This is a genomic window from Salipaludibacillus neizhouensis (genome assembly GCF_002886185.1).
GTDB lineage: Bacteria > Bacillota > Bacilli > Bacillales > Salisediminibacteriaceae > Salipaludibacillus > Salipaludibacillus neizhouensis.
Genome location: NZ_KZ614146.1, coordinates 2,232,357 through 2,254,280, shown reverse-complemented (window position 1 = coordinate 2,254,280; position 21,924 = coordinate 2,232,357). Strand labels below are relative to the sequence as shown.

18 protein-coding genes and 1 pseudogene are annotated in these 21,924 nt (G+C 38.8%); 18 read left to right on the top strand and 1 reads right to left on the bottom strand.

Annotation, left to right across the window (positions count from 1 at the left end):
* The first annotated feature begins 328 nt into the window (after positions 1 to 328).
* From lspA to CEF18_RS10475, 14 genes are all read left to right on the top strand, one after another.
* The gene (gene lspA / locus CEF18_RS10535; protein WP_110936434.1) at positions 329 to 790 is read left to right on the top strand and encodes a signal peptidase II; all 462 of its coding nucleotides are present in this window, start codon (positions 329 to 331) and stop codon (positions 788 to 790) included.
* Position 791: 1 nt separating this feature from the next.
* Entirely contained in the window at positions 792 to 1,706 is a 915-nt protein-coding gene (locus CEF18_RS10530) for an RluA family pseudouridine synthase (protein ID WP_110936433.1), read from the top strand.
* A gap of 349 nt (positions 1,707 to 2,055) precedes the next feature.
* A complete protein-coding gene (gene pyrR / locus CEF18_RS10525; protein WP_259457891.1) occupies positions 2,056 to 2,610 on the top strand; it encodes a bifunctional pyr operon transcriptional regulator/uracil phosphoribosyltransferase PyrR in 555 nt (184 codons plus the stop codon).
* A 161-nt stretch (positions 2,611 to 2,771) separates the two neighbouring features.
* Positions 2,772 to 4,100, top strand: a complete 1,329-nt coding sequence (locus CEF18_RS10520; RefSeq protein ID WP_110936431.1) for a solute carrier family 23 protein — start codon at positions 2,772 to 2,774, stop codon at positions 4,098 to 4,100.
* A 240-nt stretch (positions 4,101 to 4,340) separates the two neighbouring features.
* Positions 4,341 to 5,249, top strand: coding sequence for an aspartate carbamoyltransferase catalytic subunit (locus tag CEF18_RS10515; RefSeq protein WP_110936430.1), 909 nt, complete (start codon positions 4,341 to 4,343; stop codon positions 5,247 to 5,249).
* A complete protein-coding gene (locus CEF18_RS10510; protein WP_110936429.1) occupies positions 5,233 to 6,540 on the top strand; it encodes a dihydroorotase in 1,308 nt (435 codons plus the stop codon). Before CEF18_RS10515 ends, CEF18_RS10510 begins: the two co-directional genes overlap by 17 nt.
* Entirely contained in the window at positions 6,537 to 7,634 is a 1,098-nt protein-coding gene (carA, locus tag CEF18_RS10505; RefSeq protein ID WP_110936428.1) for a glutamine-hydrolyzing carbamoyl-phosphate synthase small subunit, read from the top strand. Before CEF18_RS10510 ends, carA begins: the two co-directional genes overlap by 4 nt.
* Positions 7,627 to 10,839 (top strand): carbamoyl-phosphate synthase large subunit, encoded by a 3,213-nt coding sequence (gene carB, locus CEF18_RS10500; protein WP_110936427.1) that lies wholly within the window; start codon positions 7,627 to 7,629, stop codon positions 10,837 to 10,839. The genes carA and carB overlap by 8 nt, the downstream gene beginning before the upstream one ends.
* Positions 10,836 to 11,612, top strand: coding sequence for a dihydroorotate dehydrogenase electron transfer subunit (locus CEF18_RS10495; protein ID WP_110936426.1), 777 nt, complete (start codon positions 10,836 to 10,838; stop codon positions 11,610 to 11,612). The genes carB and CEF18_RS10495 overlap by 4 nt, the downstream gene beginning before the upstream one ends.
* Entirely contained in the window at positions 11,609 to 12,544 is a 936-nt protein-coding gene (locus CEF18_RS10490) for a dihydroorotate dehydrogenase (protein ID WP_110936425.1), read from the top strand. The genes CEF18_RS10495 and CEF18_RS10490 overlap by 4 nt, the downstream gene beginning before the upstream one ends.
* Entirely contained in the window at positions 12,511 to 13,230 is a 720-nt protein-coding gene (gene pyrF / locus CEF18_RS25900; RefSeq protein WP_120689012.1) for an orotidine-5'-phosphate decarboxylase, read from the top strand. The genes CEF18_RS10490 and pyrF overlap by 34 nt, the downstream gene beginning before the upstream one ends.
* A gap of 3 nt (positions 13,231 to 13,233) precedes the next feature.
* Positions 13,234 to 13,863 (top strand): orotate phosphoribosyltransferase, encoded by a 630-nt coding sequence (gene pyrE / locus CEF18_RS25895; RefSeq protein WP_120689015.1) that lies wholly within the window; start codon positions 13,234 to 13,236, stop codon positions 13,861 to 13,863.
* Positions 13,864 to 14,346: 483 nt separating this feature from the next.
* A complete protein-coding gene (locus CEF18_RS10480; protein ID WP_110936424.1) occupies positions 14,347 to 16,101 on the top strand; it encodes an ABC transporter ATP-binding protein in 1,755 nt (584 codons plus the stop codon).
* Between the two features lie 12 nt (positions 16,102 to 16,113).
* Positions 16,114 to 17,964, top strand: coding sequence for an ABC transporter ATP-binding protein (locus CEF18_RS10475; RefSeq protein WP_110936423.1), 1,851 nt, complete (start codon positions 16,114 to 16,116; stop codon positions 17,962 to 17,964).
* A gap of 242 nt (positions 17,965 to 18,206) precedes the next feature.
* On the opposite strand, the gene CEF18_RS10470 is transcribed toward CEF18_RS10475, so the two are convergent.
* A complete protein-coding gene (locus CEF18_RS10470; protein ID WP_110936422.1) occupies positions 18,207 to 19,931 on the bottom strand; it encodes an Rqc2 family fibronectin-binding protein in 1,725 nt (574 codons plus the stop codon).
* A 218-nt stretch (positions 19,932 to 20,149) separates the two neighbouring features.
* Between CEF18_RS10470 and CEF18_RS10465 the strand changes: the two genes are divergently transcribed.
* From CEF18_RS10465 to rpoZ, 4 genes and pseudogenes are all read left to right on the top strand, one after another.
* The gene (locus CEF18_RS10465; protein WP_110936421.1) at positions 20,150 to 21,037 is read left to right on the top strand and encodes a YicC/YloC family endoribonuclease; all 888 of its coding nucleotides are present in this window, start codon (positions 20,150 to 20,152) and stop codon (positions 21,035 to 21,037) included.
* 64 nt (positions 21,038 to 21,101) lie between these two features.
* The gene (gene remA / locus CEF18_RS10460; protein WP_110936420.1) at positions 21,102 to 21,365 is read left to right on the top strand and encodes an extracellular matrix/biofilm regulator RemA; all 264 of its coding nucleotides are present in this window, start codon (positions 21,102 to 21,104) and stop codon (positions 21,363 to 21,365) included.
* A gap of 75 nt (positions 21,366 to 21,440) precedes the next feature.
* Positions 21,441 to 21,619: pseudogene (locus CEF18_RS27160) on the top strand (guanylate kinase); the annotation flags it as partial.
* A 52-nt stretch (positions 21,620 to 21,671) separates the two neighbouring features.
* The gene (rpoZ, locus tag CEF18_RS10450; protein WP_110936419.1) at positions 21,672 to 21,890 is read left to right on the top strand and encodes a DNA-directed RNA polymerase subunit omega; all 219 of its coding nucleotides are present in this window, start codon (positions 21,672 to 21,674) and stop codon (positions 21,888 to 21,890) included.
* Positions 21,891 to 21,924: the final 34 nt, after the last annotated feature.

Here is a 21,924-nt window from a genome sequence, read left to right as displayed (position 1 = left end):
ACGATAAAACCAATAAAGATTTTGTTGGAAAATCCAAAAAAGGAATCGAAGTCGCTGCAAACGAACGTTTTCTAAGGGCAACTTTGCAGCTTCGTCTGATAGAGTTTGGACTGAGAGTATATTCTTGAAATGTCCCCTAGGATTTATCAGTCTTTGACATAACCTTTTCTAAATTATTTTTTGCTTATTAGTGTTATCAAGTGTGGCATAAATGCAAAGGTTTATTTAACAAAAAACGGATATGCTGTTTTTCTTAATTGTCTGTTTCTCGTTGCTATGCTAAAATGCATAAGGGTACATTAAAGCAGTAGCGAGGGGAGACATGGCGTTGATTTATTATGTAATAGCACTCGTTGTGATTTTATTTGATCAACTTACAAAATGGTTGGTTGTACAACATATGGAAATTAGAGAAAGTATTCCACTCATTGAGAACGTACTATACTTAACGTCCCACCGAAACTCAGGAGCAGCGTTTGGGATATTACAAGGGCAAATGTGGCTGTTTTTCCTTGCTACATTGATTGTTATAGGTGTTGTCATTTATTATATAAGGTTATATGGTAAAGATCAGCCTTGGTTCGGCCTTTCTCTCGGGCTCGTTCTAGGAGGCGCAATAGGGAATTTTATTGATCGGGTATTGTTCGGTGCAGTAGTTGACTTTATTGATACCTATATTTTTTCATATAATTTTCCTATTTTTAACGTAGCTGATTCCGCATTAGTGGTTGGAGTTATTATGCTTATGATACATGTCATTAGAGAAGAAAAAACACAAGGGAAGTCATAAAATGAAAATACATGAATTTAAATCTGAAGAGCAAGGTGTTCGAATAGATAAGTGGCTCGCTGAACAAGCCTCTGATTGGTCTCGAAGTCTGGTACAACAATGGATACAAGATGGATTTGTGAAGGTAAACGGAGAAATAACGAAGAGTAACTATAAAATTAAACAGGATGATCATGTAATCATTGATGAGCCTCCTGTAAAAGAACTAGAAGCAGAACCTGAAGAATTAAATCTTGATATCGTTTATGAAGATAGTGACGTGCTAGTTGTGAATAAACCTCGGGGAATGGTTGTTCACCCAGCACCAGGCCATCCTTCTGGGACGCTTGTTAACGGTTTGTTGGCACATTGCAACGATTTATCAGGGATTAATGGTGTCTTGCGCCCAGGGATAGTCCATCGTATAGACAAGGACACGTCTGGACTTCTGATGGTTGCAAAAAATGATTTGGCTCATGAGTCACTCGTTAATCAATTAAAAGCTAAAACGACAAAGCGCAGATACATTGCGATTGTGTCCGGTGTCATCCCTCATGACAAAGGGTCAATTGATGCGCCAATTGGAAGAGATCCAGATGACCGACAGAAAATGACGGTAACAGAACATCATGGCAGGGATGCTGTCACACATTTTCAAGTGCTTGAGAGATTCGAAAAATACACACATATAGCGTGTGAATTAGAAACAGGACGTACTCATCAAATAAGAGCTCATATGAAATACATCGGTTTTCCGATTGTGTCGGATCCTAAATACGGTCCACGTAAAAAACATGATTTTCCAATTGTTGGACAAGCACTTCATGCAGAAATGCTCGGATTTGTACATCCGAGAACAGAGGAAGAACTTATGTTTCATGCACCTATACCTGAAGACTTGAAAGAATGTCTAATTGTAGCGAAAAATAGCCATTGACAGAGAAGAGCTGGCATGGAATAATGATGATAGATTAAAAACTTAATCCTTTAATTACAGTCCCGTGAGGCTGAGAAGGGAAATGAATTTGAGAAAACCTACCTGGATTTTCAGGAGGAATTTCTGAAACAATCATGTAACCAACCCCTCTCGCTGTGATCGGCGTGAGGGGTTTTATTTTTAACAGGTAAGAGTTTTTAAGTTGACATCTATCTTTACGCCACGCGAGCCAAGGGAAAACCACCCTTGACACTTAAGTGATGGTGGCAAGATCCGCTGTATTAATAAAAGACGGCTATGCCGTTTTTCTTAAGAAATCTCGCTATGCAGTTTTATTACAGAAAAGAGGCTGAAAAGAATGTCTAAGACGATATTAGATGAGCAAGCCATTCGTCGAGCATTAACGAGAATCGCACATGAAATTATTGAACGTAATAAAGGAATCGAAGACTGTATCCTTGTTGGCATTAAAACAAGAGGTGTATATATTGCTCAGCGGTTGGCCAATCGTATCGAGGAAATTGAAGGTAAGAAAGTCGATATAGGTGAAATAGATATAACTCTCTATCGGGATGATTTGTCACATAGAACAAAAGATGAGCAGCCTGAGATAAAAGGAACTTCGATTGATATAGAAATTACGAATAAAAAAGTCATTCTTGTCGATGACGTTCTTTATACAGGAAGAACTGCTAGAGCGGCTCTAGATGCTTTGATTGATTTAGGAAGACCAGCTCATATTCAACTGGCTGTCCTAATTGATCGAGGTCACAGAGAATTACCGATACGACCAGACTTTGTTGGAAAAAACGTACCAACTTCTAACTCAGAAGTAGTGGAAGCAAAATTACATGAAGTAGATGGTATCGAAGAAATTATTATCACACATAAAACCTCCCTTTAAACCAGTCCGGAGAGGCTGACAAGGGGTATATTCCTCCTTTATGGCACTGAAATGCAGGTGAACTGCATTCATTCATAAAGTGACGAAATACCTCTTTGTCCAACAAAGAGGTTTTTTGTTGCAATAAAACAGTTATTGTTAAAACATAGGAGGATATACAGATGAGAACAAAACAGCAGCAAACAGTAGGTATTCGAGAAAAACCCCGATTAGATAAATGGATTATTTTAAGTATTCAGCATTTATTCGCTATGTTTGGAGCTACTATATTAGTGCCGATGTTAACAGAATTAAGTCCGGCAGTTGCACTCGTTTCAAGTGGACTCGGTACATTAGCTTATATTCTTATTACGAAAGGTCGTATTCCTGCATATTTAGGATCCTCCTTTGCCTTTATAGCACCAATCATCGCAGGCATGTCGATCGGTGGACCAGAAGGTGTTATGGTAGGAAGTTTCTTTGCGGGATTATTATACGGAATAGTAGCAATTATCATTCGTGCAACGGGAGTTAATTGGCTTATGAGACTTTTACCGCCAATCGTAGTTGGACCAGTTATCATGGTCATCGGATTAGGGTTGGCAAGTGTTGCTATCAATATGGCGATGATCGATCCAGTTTCTGAAACGTATAGTGGGATTCATATGACAGTATCTCTTTTTACGCTTTTATTAACAATCATTGCATCGATCTTTTTCAAAGGATTCTTCGGCCTTATACCTATATTATTCGGAATTGTTGGTGGATATATTTTTGCCATGTACCAAGGACTAGTTAATTTTACTCCAGTAAAAGAAGCGAGTTGGATACAAGTTCCTGATTTTATTATCCCGTTTGTAACATATACTCCTGGTTTTTCATGGGAAATCATTTTTATCATGGTTCCGATAGCAGTCGTGACATTATCCGAACACATCGGTGACCAAATGGTATTAAGTAAAGTAGCAGAGCGAAATTTTATTGAAAAGCCCGGTTTACACCGTTCTATTTTTGGAGACGGAATTGCTACGATCATTAGCTCCCTTCTCGGTGGACCGCCAAATACGACATACGGCGAAAATATTGGTGTCGTAGCATTAACAAAAGTGTTTAGTGTATTTGTAATAAGTGGTGCGGCAGTATTTGCAATAGCATTTGGTTTCATAGGTAAAGTGTCTGCACTTATCACTTCAATTCCTACCGCAGTAATGGGTGGTGTTTCTATACTATTGTTCGGTATTATTGCTTCCAATGGTTTAAGAATGCTGATTGATAATAATGTAGACATTGGTAAAAAACGTAATTTAATTATCTCTTCCGTCATTTTGGTCATTGGAATAGGCGGAGCATTTATACAAATAACGGATGATGTGCAGCTAGCTGGAATGGCTTTGGCAACGATTATTGGAATAGTATTAAATTTTATTTTACCTGGTAAAGATCCTGTGAAATCAAGCAGGGAAATGTTTGAAGAAATGAGTTCTGAAAAAAAGGACAGTGAAATTTCATAGTTACATCCTTTAAAAAGACCCAGTGAGGTTTAGAAGGGTGAATAAAGAGAGGAGATTTTCCTTCTTTATGAGCGCCCTTGAGTATACAAGGGCGTTTTTTTAAAAGTTAAGATAGTATAAACTGACAGCTATCTTTAAGCCACACGCATCAAGGGGGCTTAAGTGATTGTGGCGAAAGATCACGCTGTATTTAATAAATACGCTATGCGTTTTTCTTAAAAAATTTAAGGAGATGGTTGCATGAGACAGTTGAGAACCTTGAATGATTTATCGATGCCTGAGTTGGAATATTTGTTGAAGGAAGCAGACCGGCAGACATATTCCTCTAAACCAATGCACATGGAACAAATAATTGTTGCAAATCTCTTTTTTGAACCTAGCACGAGAACTAAATGCAGTTTTGAGATGGCTGAAAAACAGCTTGGTATAGAAACGATTGCATTTGATGCTACGCACTCGAGTGTGCAAAAAGGAGAAACGCTTTATGACACAGCCAAAACATTAGAAGCAATTGGTTGTAAAGCGTTGATCATTCGCCATCCGGAATTACGATACTACGATCAATTAAAAGGTTTGAATATTCCCGTTATCAATGCAGGTGACGGAGCTGGAGATCATCCAACACAGTCTCTTCTCGACTTACTGACGATTAGACAGGAATTCCAACGATTTGATTCCTTGCACGTCGTTATATGCGGAGATATTAGGCACAGTCGTGTCGCTCATACAAATGCCAAGATCTTAGAAAAACTTGGTGCGAAGGTTTCATACTCCGGCCCACTAGAATGGATGGATCCTCAATTAAAAGAAGATCAATATTTAACGATGGATGAAGCTGTGGAGCAAGCAGATGTACTGATGCTGCTAAGAATTCAAACAGAAAGACATGATGGCAACGGAGGGTATACACAAGAAACATATCATAATCAGTATGGACTCACAGTAGAGAGAGAAAAGAAAATGAAAAAAGAAGCTATTTTACTACATCCCGCTCCTTTTAATAGAGGTGTAGAACTCGCTGATGAATTGGTAGAATGCGAAAGATCCCGCATCTTTAAACAAATGAAGAATGGTGTAAGTGTCAGAAAAGCAGTATTGGCTCATGTGTTAAATTTGAAAGGAGAGAAATTTTATGATCGTGTTATATAAAAATGCCCGCAGATATGCAGAAAAAGAAGCTAAATTAGAGGACATTCATCTATTAGTAGATGACTCAAACGGAACTATTTTAACATTGTCTAAGGAAGCTATCGATGAGGCAGAGGCTGACAAAGTGATTGACGTGAAGAATCTTTTACTTGTGCCAGGAATGGTAGATTTACATGTTCATCTTCGTGAACCAGGAGGAGAGAAAAAAGAAACAGTTGAAACCGGAACATTAGCAGCGGCAAGAGGTGGTTTCACTACGATTGCTGCTATGCCAAACACTCGACCAGTACCTGATTCTCCAGAACACTTTTCGCAGATTAATAACAACATGATAGAAAAAGGCAGTGTTCGAGTTTTACCATATGCTTCGATCACGGAGCGCCAACTTGGCAAGGATATTACAGATATGGAAGCACTAGCAAATTTAGGGGCATTTGCTTTTACTGACGATGGGGTCGGAGTACAAGAGGCGGGTAAAATGTATGAGGCAATGAAGTTGGCCGCAAAGTTGAACAAGCCCGTGGTTGCCCATTGCGAAGATAATTCGCTTCTTTTTGGAGGAGTTGTTCACGAAGGTAACTTTTCCAAACAATCAGAAATTCCCGGAATACTCTCTGCATGTGAATCTGTACACATTGCCAGAGATGTTTTATTAGCAGAAGCTACAGGTGCCCATTATCATGTGTGTCATGTCAGTACAAAAGAGTCCGTGCGAGTCATTCGCGATGCTAAAAGGGCTGGTATTTCCGTAACTGCGGAAGTAACGCCGCATCACCTTATTCTTTCTGAGAAAGATATCCCTGGGGATGAGGGCAATTATAAAATGAATCCTCCTTTACGAGGAGAAGACGATCGAATTGCACTCATTGATGGTCTGCTAGATGGCACTTTGGACTTTATCGCAACAGATCATGCACCGCATACAGAAGATGAAAAAAAGCTTTCTATGACAGAAGCACCTTTTGGTATAGTCGGGCTAGAGATTGCTTATCCGTTATTATATACAAAGCTCGTTAAACCAGGTGTTTTCACTGAACAACAACTTATTGAATGGCTAACAATCAAACCTGCAAGAGCGTTCAACTTACCTTATGGAGAACTAGTAGAAGGTGGAGCAGCAGACTTTACCTTGATTGATCAAAATAAAACGATGAAAGTCGACACTGCTCAATTTTTGTCCAAAGGCAAGAACACACCATTTGCAGAAGAAGAACTTCAATCCTGGCCGGTACTTACCGTCTATCAAGGGAAAATAGCATGGCAAGATAAGAAAGAGGAGGCCTCTCAATGAAACGACAACTTATTCTTGAAAACGGCGAAACATTTGTAGGAGAAGCAATTGGAAGTGAGCAAGAAAAAAATGGAGAAGTTGTATTTAATACAGGAATGACTGGTTATCAGGAAATTCTTTCTGACCCTTCGTATTGTGGACAAATTGTAACGATGACTTATCCACTGATCGGAAACTATGGCATAAATCGCAATGATTTTGAAAGTGTGAAACCGAGTATTAATGGTCTAATTGTTAGAGAAGCAACAGAGTATCCTAGTCACTTTCGATCTCAGCTCTCGATAAATGACTGGTTAATGAATGAAGATATCCCGGGAGTTCAAGGTATCGATACGAGAAAACTGACTCGCATGATTCGGAATTCAGGTACATTAAAAGGTCGTCTTTGTTCGATGGATGCAGATGTCGAGCAAGTTGTGGCTGAGTTAAAGGATATGCATTTAGCGACAGATCAGGTATCTCGTGTTTCCACGAAAAGTCGTTATATGAATCCAGGACCTAAAGAGAGAATTGTCTTGATTGATTATGGTGTAAAAAAAGGAATCGTAAAAGACCTTGTTTCAGAAGGATACGAAGTTCTCGTTGTGCCTTATTCCATGACAACCAAAGAGGTATTGGCATTACAACCTGACGGGATTGTTCTAAGTAATGGCCCAGGAAACCCGACAGATGTCCCAGAAGCGATTGAAACAGTGAAAGGCTTAATAGGGAAGATTCCGATGTTTGGAATCTGTCTAGGTCATCAATTGATCGCCTTAGCTTGTGGAGCAGTAACGACTAAAATGAATTTTGGCCATCGTGGCAGCAACCATCCGGTGAAAGATCTCCGAACAGGTCACATAGCGATGACCTCACAAAATCATGGATATACTGTCAACGAAGAATCTTTACAAAATACTGACTTGGAAATTACTCATATTAACGTGAACGATTCTTCTGTTGAAGGAGTTCGTCATAAGGAATTACCGGTTTTTAGTGTTCAATACCACCCGGAGGCTTCACCAGGACCGGAAGATGCAAAAGGTTTATTCAAGGAGTTCAAACAACTTGTTGAAACGAATCAAGAGGAATTAAGGGGGAAGACACATGCCTAAACGACAAGACATTCATAAGATTCTCGTAATAGGATCTGGTCCAATAGTAATTGGTCAGGCTGCTGAGTTTGATTATGCTGGAACACAAGCTTGCCAGACATTGATGGAAGAAGGCTATGAAGTCATACTAATTAACTCGAATCCAGCAACAATTATGACAGATGAAACAACAGCAGACCGTGTGTACATTGAACCGTTAACGAAAGAGTTTGTTAGTAGAATTATTCGACAAGAACGACCTGATGGGGTACTCGCAACTCTTGGTGGACAAACAGGATTGAATTTAGCGGTGGAATTATCGGAGAGCGGCATTTTGGAAGAGTATAAGGTTGAGCTTTTAGGAACTAGCTTAGAAGCGATTAAAAAAGCGGAAGACCGAGAAGAATTCCGAACACTCATGAACCAAATAAATGAACCAGTTCCCGACAGCGATATTATTCATTCTATAGAAGAAGCGGAAGCTTTCGTAAACCGCATTGGTTATCCTATCATCGTACGTCCAGCTTACACTCTAGGTGGCACAGGCGGAGGGCTTGTGTATGATCATGACGATCTAGTTGAAATTGTCGCAAGTGGACTGCATAGCAGCCCGGTTCACCAATGTTTAATTGAAAGAAGTATTGCCGGTTACAAGGAAGTTGAATATGAAGTCATGCGCGATAAAAAAGACCAGGCGATTGTTGTATGTAACATGGAAAATGTCGATCCTGTAGGCATTCACACAGGTGATTCAATCGTAGTTGCGCCTAGTCAGACGTTAACAGACCGGGAGTACCAAATTCTAAGAAATTCCTCGTTAAAAATTATCAGAGCCTTAGGAATCGAAGGCGGATGTAACGTTCAGTGTGCAATGGATCCATACAGTGAACAGTATTATATTATCGAGGTAAATCCAAGAGTCAGTCGTTCTTCGGCATTAGCTTCTAAAGCAACAGGATATCCAATTGCAAAATTATCAGCAAAAATTGCTGTAGGATATCAGCTGGACGAATGTATTAATCCGATTACGAAAACAACGTATGCAAGTTTTGAGCCGGCATTGGATTATATTGTTACGAAAATTCCACGATGGCCTTTCGACAAATTTGATTCGGCTAATCGTACCCTCGGAACACAGATGAAAGCTACGGGGGAAGTCATGGCGATCGGAAGAACTTTTCCTGAATCGTTATTAAAGGCGATTCGCTCGACAGAAGTGGATTTAACACACCTGTATCATCGAAAAAGAGATACATTAACCCGTGAAGAGATTGAGCTGCGAATACACAAAGCAGATGACGAACGAATTCTTTACGTCGCAGAAGCGTTCCGTATTGGCTTAACAATGGAAGAAATTCACGAATTAACGAAAATAGATTTCTACTTTTTGTTTCATATTGCAAAAATTATTGAGCACGAAACAGCTTTACAAACAAGTGGTCTAGAGGAAGATGTCGTTTATAAAGCGAAAAGACTAGGTTTTTCAAATGAAACAGTGGCTGACTTATGTGAAACGACGATTGCAGAAGTTGAAAAGTTTCTTGTTGAAAAAGAAATTACTCCAGTTTTCAAGATGGTCGATACGTGCGCAGCCGAGTTTGCTTCAGAAACTCCTTATTACTATGGTACGTACGAAGACGAACAGGAATCAATCATCACGTCAACTCCGTCTATCCTAGTGTTAGGATCGGGACCGATTAGAATCGGCCAAGGAATCGAATTTGACTATGCAACGGTCCATACCGTAAAAGCGATCCAAGAGTCAGGATACGAAGCAATTATTATTAATAACAATCCGGAGACTGTATCTACTGATTTTGAAATCTCCGATAAGCTTTATTTTGAACCTTTAACTGTGGAAGATGTTATGCATGTAGTTAATCATGAAAAACCTGAAGGAGTCATCGTGCAATTCGGCGGACAGACAGCATTGAATTTGGCAGATGATTTACAAGCAAGAGGTGTAAAGATCTTAGGAACTTCCTTGGAAAACATGGATGCTGCCGAGGATCGTGATAAATTCGAGCAAAAATTACTTACCTTGGATATCCCGCAACCTCTTGGGAAGACAGCAACGTCTGTAGATGGTGCTTTGGTTATTGCAAAAAGAATCGGTTTTCCGGTATTAGTGAGACCATCTTATGTATTGGGCGGTCGTGCGATGGAAATCGTTTATAACGAACATGACCTTCTTCGCTACATGGAGCGGGCTGTAAAGGTGAATGAAAAGCATCCAGTATTAATTGACCGGTATTTGACCGGTAAAGAAATTGAGGTAGATGCGATTTCTGACGGCGAAACAGTCCTGATTCCCGGGGTAATGGAGCATATTGAACGAGCAGGTGTCCATTCCGGAGACAGTATTGCAGTCTATCCAACTCAAAACATTTCAGATAAACTAAAGAAACAAATTATTGATTATACAATTAGATTGGCAAAAGGCTTTCAAATAAAAGGATTGATGAATATTCAATTTGTTATTCATCAAGATGAAGTTTACGTAATTGAAGTAAATCCAAGGTCGAGCAGAACAGTACCGTTTTTGAGTAAGATAACAGAAGTAAACATGGCAAATATCGCGACAAAAGCAATTCTTGGTCAATCGTTAAAGGAGCAAGGATTTGAAACCGGATGTCTTCCGGAGCCAAAACTTGTTTCTGTCAAGGTCCCTGTCTTTTCATTTGCGAAACTAAGAAGTGTAGATATTACGCTAGGACCGGAAATGAAATCTACTGGGGAAGTCATGGGTCGAGACTACTCATTAGAGAAAGCTCTCTACAAAGGATTAATTGCGTCAGGCATGAAGATCCCATCCTATGGTTCGGTCTTGTTTACCTTAGCGGACAAGGATAAAGAAGATGCCATGGAACTTGCACATCGTTTCCATCAAATCGGTTATAACTTATTAGCTACTGAAGGTACGGCTGAACGTATTAGAGAAGATGGTATCCCAGTTACGGTTGTGTCGAAACTCGGTGGGGAGTCACCAGATATGTTAGACGTTATCAAAGAAGGTAAAGCACAATTTATCATCAACACTCTAACAAAAGGAAAGCAGCCGGCACGAGATGGTTTCCGTATTCGTCGAGAGGCTGTAGAACATGGAATTGTTTGTATGACATCAATGGATACTGCTGAAGCATTACTTAAAGTGATGGAGTTATTTACATTTTCTGCGGAGGCAATGGGTCAAACAAGAGCACACTCAAAGGAAGTGCTTGTATGATTGTAGATAAGCTGGAAATTGTAAAGCAGGAGGAGTTGGCACCTAAAATCTTTGAAATGACGTTGACGGGCAACTCTGTCAATGAAATGGTGACACCTGGACAGTTCCTTCATGTGAAAGTTGCTGATGGCATTGATCCTTTACTGCGACGGCCAATCAGTATATGCAACGTGGATATCGACCAAAAAAAATTGAGCATTATTTACCGAGTAGAAGGAAAAGGGACCAAGCGTTTATCGGAGAGAATCCCGGGAGAGAAAGTTGATATTTTGGGACCATTAGGACAAGGCTTCCCCATCGATCAATTAATTCAAGGAAATACTGCCCTTCTCGTAGGAGGAGGGGTAGGAATTCCTCCTCTCTATTATTTAGCGAAATTACTAGTAGCTAAAGGGATTAAGGTCAAAACAATCATTGGATTCCGCACTGAAAAAGACATCTTTCTTGAAAAGAAATTTGCAAAACTTAGTGATGTAACGATCACTACCGAAGATGGTTCAAGGGGAACAAAAGGATTTGTTACAACTGCGATGGAAGAACAGAAAAACAGTTATGATGTTTTTTACACCTGTGGTCCAACGCCAATGTTACGTGCCGTTCAACTGGCGGCTACCTCTACTGGGTATGTGTCACTTGAGGAACGAATGGGTTGTGGAATTGGTGCATGCCTTGCCTGTGTATGTGATGTAAATGAACCTGCAGAGGGTGAGAAGAAGTACCGTAAAATATGCTGTGATGGTCCTGTATTCGAAGCTGGTGAGGTGGTTATATGACAAAATTACACGTGAACTTACCTGGATTAAAAATGAAAAATCCGGTGATGCCTGCATCAGGATGCTTCGGATTCGGTCAGGAGTTTGCCAGATTTTATGATTTAAATAAATTAGGAGCTATCGCTGTAAAAGCAGTTACTGCCCATGAACGAAGCGGTAATCCTACACCACGGGTCGCCGAAGTGGATGGCGGGATGCTTAATGCCATAGGTTTGCAGAATCCTGGATTGGAGCACGTTACGAAACATGAACTCCCGTGGTTAGAGAAATTTGATACACCTATACTTGTAAATGTTGCGGGCAACGAGATAGAAGATTATGTGCATGTTGCTGAAAGTATTTCAAAAATTGGAAATGTAGCTGCAATTGAACTCAACATTTCCTGTCCAAATGTAAAAGAGGGTGGCCTTTTATTTGGTACCGACTCCGTGATGGCGGCAGAATTAACGAAAGCAGTAAAAGCTGTTTCAAAGGTACCTGTTTATGTAAAGTTATCACCAAATGTCACAAATATTGTGGAAATGGCAAAAGCGGTTGAAGCGGCAGGCGCTGACGGATTATGTATGATCAACACGTTAGTAGGGATGAAGATAGATCTGAAAACAGGACAGCCAGTCATAGCTAACAAAACAGGAGGACTTTCTGGTCCTGCGATAAAACCTGTTGCAATCCGAATGGTATATGAAGTCAGTCAGGCAGTAGAGATTCCAATCATAGGGATGGGCGGCATTCACACTGCAGATGATATATTAGAGTTCATGATGGCCGGCGCTTCAGCGGTTGCAGTAGGAACAGCTAACTTCGTAGATCCGTTTGCTTGTCCGACATTAATCGATGATTTAGAAAAAAGAATGAAAGAGTTAGACATAGAAGATATAACTTCGATCATTGGAAGGGGATGGAAATCATTAAACAAAAGTATCTCTTCATAGCTTTAGACATGGATTCAAAACAAGAAGTAGATAGATTTTTATCCTATTTTACCGAAGAAAAAATTGCCGTGAAAGTAGGGATGGAATTATTTTACCGCCTTGGTCCATCGCTCATTTCCGAGCTGAAGGCTCAAGGGCATACGATATTTCTTGACTTGAAACTTCACGATATTCCAACAACGGTGGAAAGAGCAATGAAGCAACTGGCAAGATTAGAAGTGGATATGGTAAATGTCCATGCGATGGGTGGACTAGCCATGATGCGAGCTGCAAAAAGAGGGCTGGAAAGGGGTACTCCTCCTGGAAAATCAGTTGCTAATATAATTGCAGTAACTCAACTGACGAGTACGACCGATAACATTTTGAAGCACGAAATGGCTGTGGATCTACCTTTGGATAAGCATGTGTTGCATTTATGTCATCAAGCCCAGTTAGCTGAGCTTGATGGGGTTGTATGTTCTGCATTGGAAGTTCCCTTAATTAAGGAACATTGTGGCCCTTCCTTTGAAACGGTTACGCCGGGTATACGTCTTAAAAGTGATGCTGCAAACGATCAGGCGAGAGTAGTTACGCCTAATAAGGCAAGAGAACTAGGTAGTGATGCGATTGTAGTTGGGCGCGGAATAACGCAAGCTAAAGACCCACTTAAGGCTTACCATAACTATTTAAAAGAATGGAGTATATAAGCTATGAGAGAAAAAGAAATCGCAAAAATTTTATTGTCTATCAAAGCAGTATCTTTGAATCCAGAAAACCCATATACATGGAGCTCAGGAATGAAATCGCCTATTTACTGCGATAATCGCTTAATCATGTCTTCTCCGGAGGAAAGAAAGACAGTGATTGAAATATTCACTTCCTACATAAAAGAACATTTCTCCGAGGTTGAGGTCGTTGCCGGCACAGCTACTGCAGGAATACCACATGCAGCTTGGATTGCTGATCACTTAGGGATCCCAATGATTTATGTACGCTCCTCTTCGAAAGGACACGGTAAACAGAATCGAATTGAAGGAAAACTAGAAACTGGGAAAAAAGTGCTCGTGATTGAAGATCTCATCTCGACAGGTGGTTCTTCCATTGAAGCGGCAGAGTCAGTAAAAGAGGCAGGTGGATCAATTCTAGGTATCTGCTCAATATTTACCTATGAATTAGCAGCAGCAAAAGCAGCTGAACAAGAAGCTGGCTACCCGTTAAAATCACTTACAACTTACTCAACACTAATTGATGTAGCGGCTGAAAATAACATGATTACAGAGAAAGATCTTTATTTGTTACAGGAATGGCAGAAAAACCCGAAAACTTGGTCATCAAAATAATTCATTAATAGAATTAACATTCTGTGGCGTCTCATTGATTCTTCAGGAATCTTTTTACAGGAACTATTATATAAATAGAGGATATGCCAAAACGTCTTTGGACTTTTGGCATATCCTTATTTATTTGTTGAATTTTATCAAATCTGTATTATTTTGAAGAACTTCCCTTCAATTACCGTGGATAATCCGCTAGTAATAAGGAGAAGTGTGACTAACCTTTTTAACCCAATAGTTTAAGCGATTACAAAAAGTTACGGAAATAGCTGTAATTGTAAAGAAATGCTCTATATCACTAGAAAATGGCATCTTATCAAGGCTATTTGCTCTTATATGCGAAGAAAAGACTATAGATATTTATTTCGGAAACCGATATATTAGAGCTATTGTGATAAATTCAAAATCGAGTTATCTGAGTTGTATGAGAATATTTTGTGTTAATGACGTATTACTCATATTCAGTTCAGGTTTGAAGGAGGTGTAGAGATGGACACATTTAAACGTTTAAAAGAGTTTTATTGGCCTTATAAACGATATTTTTTCCTGTCCATTATTTTCTTATTAGTTTCAACAGTTTTTACAGTGGTATATCCGATCATTCTGCAATTCACGATTGACTATATAGTGATTGACGGAAATTTTCAATGGGTACCATATGTGGCTCTAGGTTTTTTTGTGATTACGTTATTAAAAGGAGTCGCCATTTATTTTCATCAATACTTAGGGGATTTGTTCGGTATTCAATCTGTATATGAGCTACGTAATGCACTTTACCGAAAATTACAGTTCTTGCCATTCAGGTACTATGACAATGCAAGAACAGGAGACCTTATGTCTCGATTAACAGCAGACGTCGAAGGGTTTCGTTTCTTTTTATCCTTTGGTTTTGCGCAGTTGACTAACTTAGTCATGCTGATTGGACTAAGTTTAGGAATCATGTTCTATTACAGTCCTTCATTAGCATTTGTGACACTTGGTGCATTACCGTTCTTGGTTGTTACAGTATATCAATTCGATAAAAAAGTTCATCCAGCTTTTACGAGTATTCGTAAATCTTTAGCAGACATGACAACGAAAGCACAGGAGAATATTAGTGGGATGACAACCGTTAAATCTTTGTCTAAAGAAAGCTTTGAAATGGGCAGATTCGACGCTAAAAATACGGATTATAGAGATAAGTTTATTCATACCTCCAACATCTGGGCACGATATTTCCCTTTAATGGAATTAATTGGTCATATATGTGTCGTTGTTCTTTTAGGTTACGGTGGATGGTTAGTCATTAATGATACTATCCAGCCAGGGGTACTAATAGCATTTTTTAGTTTAATTTGGTTTATTATTAACCCGTTAATGAATTTAGGATTTATTATCAACACTTTTTCACAATCGAAAGCTTCAGGCGAACGACTGTTACAAGTCCTCGATGAAAAGGAAGATATTTTTGATAAGCCTAATGCTGTCGAGGCGAATAGATTAGACGGTCATGTTGTTTTTGAAAATGTGAGTCATCGTTATGATGAAGACGAAGATCTAGCATTGGACAATATTTCCTTTCAGGCTTCTCCAGGAAAAACGATTGGTCTCATCGGAGCGACAGGTTCAGGAAAGACTTCTATTACTCAATTAATCTCACGTTTCTATGAACCAGATCGAGGCGAAATTAGAATTGACGGTCGACCGATAACGGACTATACATTGAAAACAATCCGGAAAAATACGGGCGTTGTTTTACAAGAATCATTTCTTTTTTCCTCTTCAGTGAAAGACAATATATCTTACGGAGCCCCTGGTGCAACAATCGATCAAATCATCGATGCTGCTAAAAGAGCAGATGCTCATGAATTTATCATGGACCTACCGGATGGATATGATTCGGTACTTGGAGAGCGTGGTGGTGGGCTATCGGGCGGCCAGAAGCAAAGGATTGCGATTGCACGGGCAATTTGTATTGATCCAAGTATCCTTATTCTGGATGATGCTACTAGTGCAGTAGATATGGAAACGGAAGGGAAAATTCAAGCTGCATTTCGGGAAGTCATGCAAGGAAGAACAACCTTTATTATTGCACATCGAATTTCTTCGTTGATGCATGCCGATGAAATTCTCGTATTGGATGAAGGGAAAATCGTTGAACGTGGAACTCACGATTCTCTTCTAAATAATGAGTGCGGCATTTACCGTAGAATTTATGATATCCAATTCCAGGACCGAAAACAATTTATGGAAGAAGCTAAATAGGAGGTGACAGCAATGACAGAAGAAGAAAAAATAGCCTCAGATAATAAGCAACAGAACACCGATAAAAGAACTTTAAAGAGATTTCATTATTCAATGGACCAAGCGATAGAAAAACCATTTAACTGGTTACAAATGACAAGGCTAATAAGTTATATGAAACCTTATTCAAAAGATATTTTACCACTGGCAATCCTTGGTATGCTATTGTCTACAGCTGTGAGATTAATAGCTCCGCTTTTAATTGGTAGTTACGCTCTTGACCATATTATTGAATCAGGAGATGTGAACTTCTTAGCTATTATGGTGTTGGTGATCACAGGACTTTATGTCGTTTCCTGGATAGGGAATACGATACGGATCAAATATATGAATAAACTGGGGCAACTCGTTATTTTCGACTTAAGAAAAGGACTTTTCAACCATATCCAACGATTATCACACCGGTTTTTCGATCAACGATCAGCGGGCTCGATCTTAGTAAGGATAACCAATGATGTAAATAGTCTGCAGGATTTGTTTACGAACGGTGTTATTAATTTATTAATGGATATCATTATGTTAATTGGGATTATTGTCATGCTGTTTTTCATCAGCCCTGAGCTAACATTAGCTATAATGATTGTTTTACCATTGATGTTTTTTATTTCAACAAAACTGCGGCGAAACATTCGTAGATCATGGCAGGATGTAAGAATTAAACAGTCAATGATTAATTCACACTTGAATGAAAGCATCCAAGGGATAAGAATTACACAGTCGTATACACAGGAAAAAGAAAATATTGGTTTCTTTAATCAAATGAATGAAAAGAACTATGAAGCGTGGAGAAATGCTTCACAAAAAAGTGCAATGTTCCGACCATTTGTTGAAATGAGTGGAGCAATTGGAACAGGGGTTTTACTTTGGTACGGTGTTCATTTGATTCAAATAGATGCATTAAGCATTGGTCAATTTTTTGCTTTCTCTTTGTACATTGGGATGTTTTGGGAACCGATTTCAAGGTTAGGGCAAGTATACAATCAGCTTTTGGTCGGTATGGCTTCGTCTGAAAGAATTTTCGAATTTTTGGATGAGCAACCATCCGTTCCTGAAAAAAACAATGCAAAAAAGTTAAAAGAAGTGAAAGGAAATATTAAGTTTGAAGATGTTGAATTCGCTTATGATGCGAACCGTAAGGCACTTAATAACATTAATTTGGAAATGAAAGAAGGGCAAACTGTTGCTCTCGTTGGGCATACTGGAAGCGGGAAATCAACCATCGTTAACTTAATAAGCCGGTTTTATGACCCGACAAGCGGTCGAGTGCTATTAGACGGTAATGATTTACGTGATATTGGCTTGGACAGTTTAAGAGAAAAGGTAAGTATAGTTTTGCAGGATACGTTTATTTTTTCAGGAACGATCCTCGATAATATTCGTTTTGGACGTCCAGATGCAAGTGACCAAGAGGTAATGGAAGTTGCTAAAACAGTAGGTGCCGATAAATTTATCCAACAACTTCACAATGGGTATGAAACAGAAGTTGAGGAAAGAGGGAATGTCCTGTCGGTTGGAGAAAGACAGCTGATTTCATTCGCTAGAGCACTGCTGGCTGATCCTCGTATTCTTATCCTGGATGAGGCAACTGCTTCGATAGATACTGAAACGGAGCAACTTATTCAACGTGCTTTGAAAAAACTGCTACACGGACGCACGGCTATTATGATAGCCCACCGATTGTCCACAATTCGAGAAGCGGATAATATTATCGTTCTCGAACACGGAAATATTCTTGAGCAAGGCAACCATCAGGAATTAATTGATCAAAAAGGGGAATATTACGGCTTAGTAAAATCGCAGTTTAAAGTTTTAGATGCTGGATAAATGCTAAAAGGCTGTTTCAAAAGGTTAAAATACCTTTTTGAAACAGCCTCTTTTTTTGAAATTGTTGTATGCTTTCGAACAGAAAGGCTCGAATCCGCTCTAGTCGGACTGTGGGCAACGGCTTCAAGCCACACGTAGCAAGGAAGAACTCCTCCTTTAGAGTAGCACCTACACTAACTACATAGGTGCTACTCGGGGGTGGCAGTGCTGACGTTGCATTTAATAAAAGACACTACGCATTTTTATCCTTTGTTAGCATTTTCAGCTAGCTTTCGTACGAGATTATTATCTGGATTAACAAATAATGTCGTTTGTTTATCATAGGTTACATATCCTGGCTTGGCCCCATTAGGTTTTTTTACATGACGAATAAGTGTGTAATCGACTGGGACTTGCCCTGACATACGGCTTTTACTGAAATAAGCGGCAAGATTTGCTGCTTCCATTAATGTCGTATCTCCGAATTCCTGACTTCGGATAATTACGTGTGAACCTGGAATGTCTTTCGTGTGAAGCCAAGTGTCATCTTGATGGGCAAGGCGATTTGTTAAATACTCATTTTGTTTGTTGTTTTTACCAACATACAGTTCGACCCCTTCTGAAGAAAGATACTTTTCAACAGTAGGTTTGGAATCTTTCTTTTTTTGTTTCTTTTTACTCTTTTTCTTTTTAACATACCCTCCAACTTCCAACTCTTCACGAATATCTTCTAAATCCTTTGTAGTCGCGATTTCCACCTGCTGAATCAAGGAATCTAAGTATGCCATTTCTTCTTTGGCATGTCTTATTTGCGGTTTGACAAAGGCTATCGAGTTTTTTAACTTGTGATATTTCTTGAAAAACTGTTGTGCATTCACAGATGCTGTTCTTTGAGGATGCAAAGGAATCGTTATTTCATTTTGTTCTGGGTCATAATAATCAACCACAGTTATTTCAGTTTGTCCTGGTTTTACTAAATGCATATTTGCAGTAAGCAATTCTCCATATTTCTGTTGTTTTTGTGCTTTGTCTGCGTCGTTCAAGGTTTTTTCGAGTTTGGTAATTTTCTTTTTATTTTTTTGATATTCATTTCTTATAAATCGTTCCATATCGTGCGCACGTTGTTTCACACGATCCCGTTCTGATTTATCGACGAAAAAGCGGTCAAGCATTTCGTGAATGCTGTCAAAATGAACTTTCGTTCCTTTCAGATGCTCTAATGGAATGACAGAAAAAGCATCTTTATCGGCGTTAGTTACCATAAAAGGCGTATAAGTGCGTTCTTTTACAGGTTTCAGCACTTCCAAGAATTTAGGTGGGAGTGTATCTCTATTTGTGAGTTTTGCCTGGAACAGAATTTCCTTAATGATTTGCGGCGACAATCCACTAAATTGACTTTGAATCTGCTGATCCATTTTTCCAAGGTTAAAATCCAAATTTTTTCTTAGTAGATCCTCATCCATCTCTAATGGGTTTAATTTATCCTGATGGGGAGGTTCTATATAAATTTGCCCAGGTTGTACTGTACGAAACTGGGAAACGGATGGTGGTACATGTTTTATACTATCTAAAATATTGTTGTTTTCTGTATCCAGAAATATGAGATTACTATGTCTTCCCATTAATTCTAAAATTAATTTCTTATAGGATACATCTCCGAGTTCGTTACGACCTTTAAATGAAAATGTAATGATACGTTCTAAGCCATCTTGTTGAATACTTTCTAACATACTTCCCTCAAGGTGTTTCCTAAGCAACATTGCAAACATAGGAGGCTCTTGGGGATTTTCAAGCTTTATAGAAGTTAGATGGAAGCGTGCGAAAGATGGATTTACTGAAATAAATAACGAATGGTTTCTTCGATTAGCCCTAACCGTTATAATTAAGTCGGTAGGATGCGGCTGTTGAATTTTAACAATTCTTCCACTAACAAGTTTTTCCTTTAAATCATCGGTTACTGCGCGTGTAACAATGCCATCAAATGACATAAATACACCTCCCTTTTAACGTGCTCTTCCACTCTGAAAATAAAGAGTGGGAAAGCGTGCTTAACTATTATAGCAAAAATACACAGTTTAAAACATGTATTAGGCTTTTGCGATGAAAGAAAAAAAGGTTTATATAACTAAAGGGTAAAGGGAATTTCATAAGTCCCCTTGTTGTATTCCTGAAAATTGTTTAGAATGTAAGAAGTGGATGTGATAGAATGATAATGAGTATGACAGGATATGGGCGATCTAATAAGGAAATTGATAGTTGTCATGTTTCAGTAGAGATTAAGGCGGTAAACAACCGATTTTGCGAAATAAATATTCGCATGCCGAAGCAATTGTTCTTCTTAGAAGAGCGGATGAAGAAGTCTATTTCCCGAGTTATCAGCCGGGGTAAAGTAGATGTGTTTATACATATACAAGGAGACGGGGTTTCAAAAAAAGAATTATCGATAGACTGGAACCTTATCGCAGAATATCAAAATACTTTTGATGAAATGGCTGAAAAGTTTCATTCCTCAAATTCATTTCCTCTTAAAGAACTCTTGTTCAATGAAGAGGTAGTTGCTGTGAGAGAATCTAGTGACATTTCGAGTGAGCTCACAGATGTTATCTTGTCCTCTGTAGAAGAAGCTGCAATGGAATTAAGAGATATGAGATTAAAAGAGGGGCAAGAGCTGCGTGATGATATTATTCATCGAATAGATACATTACGGCAATTCATAGTTAAATTGCGTGAGTATACGCCAGTGATTCAAAAGCAATATCGCGAGAGACTACAACGGCGAGTGGAAGAGTTTCTAGGTCTAGGTGGAAAAACAGAAATAGATGAAGCAAGAATATTGACAGAGGTTTCTGTGTTTGCTGAGAAAGCTGATATTCAAGAGGAATTGACTCGAATCGATAGCCATCTAAAACAATTTATATCGATTCTTTCTGATGCGAAAGTAATTGGAAGAAAGTTAGATTTTCTAGTGCAAGAATTGAATCGAGAAGTAAATACAATCGGTTCAAAATCAAATCATCTCGAAACGAGTCAACTGGTGATTGAACTCAAAGCTGAATTAGAAAAAATTCGAGAACAAGTACAAAATATAGAATGAATCTGAAGTGGAATGGGAAGGACTGCTTCCTCCAATTAGAAGATTAAGGATGGGAGAATGAATAATGGATATAAAATTAATTAATATAGGATTTGGAAACATCGTTTCAGCAAATCGAATTATTTCGATCGTTAGTCCAGAATCAGCACCTATTAAAAGAATTATTTCTGATGCGCGAGAAAGAAATATGCTTGTTGATGCAACATATGGCAGGCGAACGAGAGCAGTAATTATTGCTGACAGTGATCATGTAATATTGTCTGCTGTTCAGCCTGAAACAGTTGCTCAGCGTGTCATTTCAAGTAAAGAAGACGCGTCGGAAGAATAAATACGAATGCCATCGGTAAACCTGATGGCATTCACTGGTTACTCACAATATCCCAAGGATTTTTAATGCCTCTAAAGTTTAAATGAACTTCTCAGCAGTATCGAAGGCAGAGGAACGTAGATTTAATCGATAGTCGTATGACTATTGCTGAAGATGAAATAGATTTAATGGACAAATATGATTATGTAGTAGAAAATGATATAGTAGAGTTAGCAGTAGAACGAATAAAATCTATTGTAATTGCCGAGAATTAGAAAAAAGAATGATTAATTCATCTTTATAAAGAATTAGTGGAGGAGTGAGACAATGTTACAACCATCAATTGATTCGTTAATGACTAAAATTAACTCCAAGTATACTCTTGTGACAGTTTCAGCACACAGAGCAAGACAACTTCGGGAAAAACCAGAACTTTTTCAACGTACGGTTGCTTCTAAGTCAGTTAATTATGTAGGGATGGCATTAGAAGAAATAGAATCCGAGCATTTGACCTATGAGATTCGTGAAGACGACGAAACAACCTGACCCCAGGTTGTTTTTTCTTTTGTCTTTTTCAAGA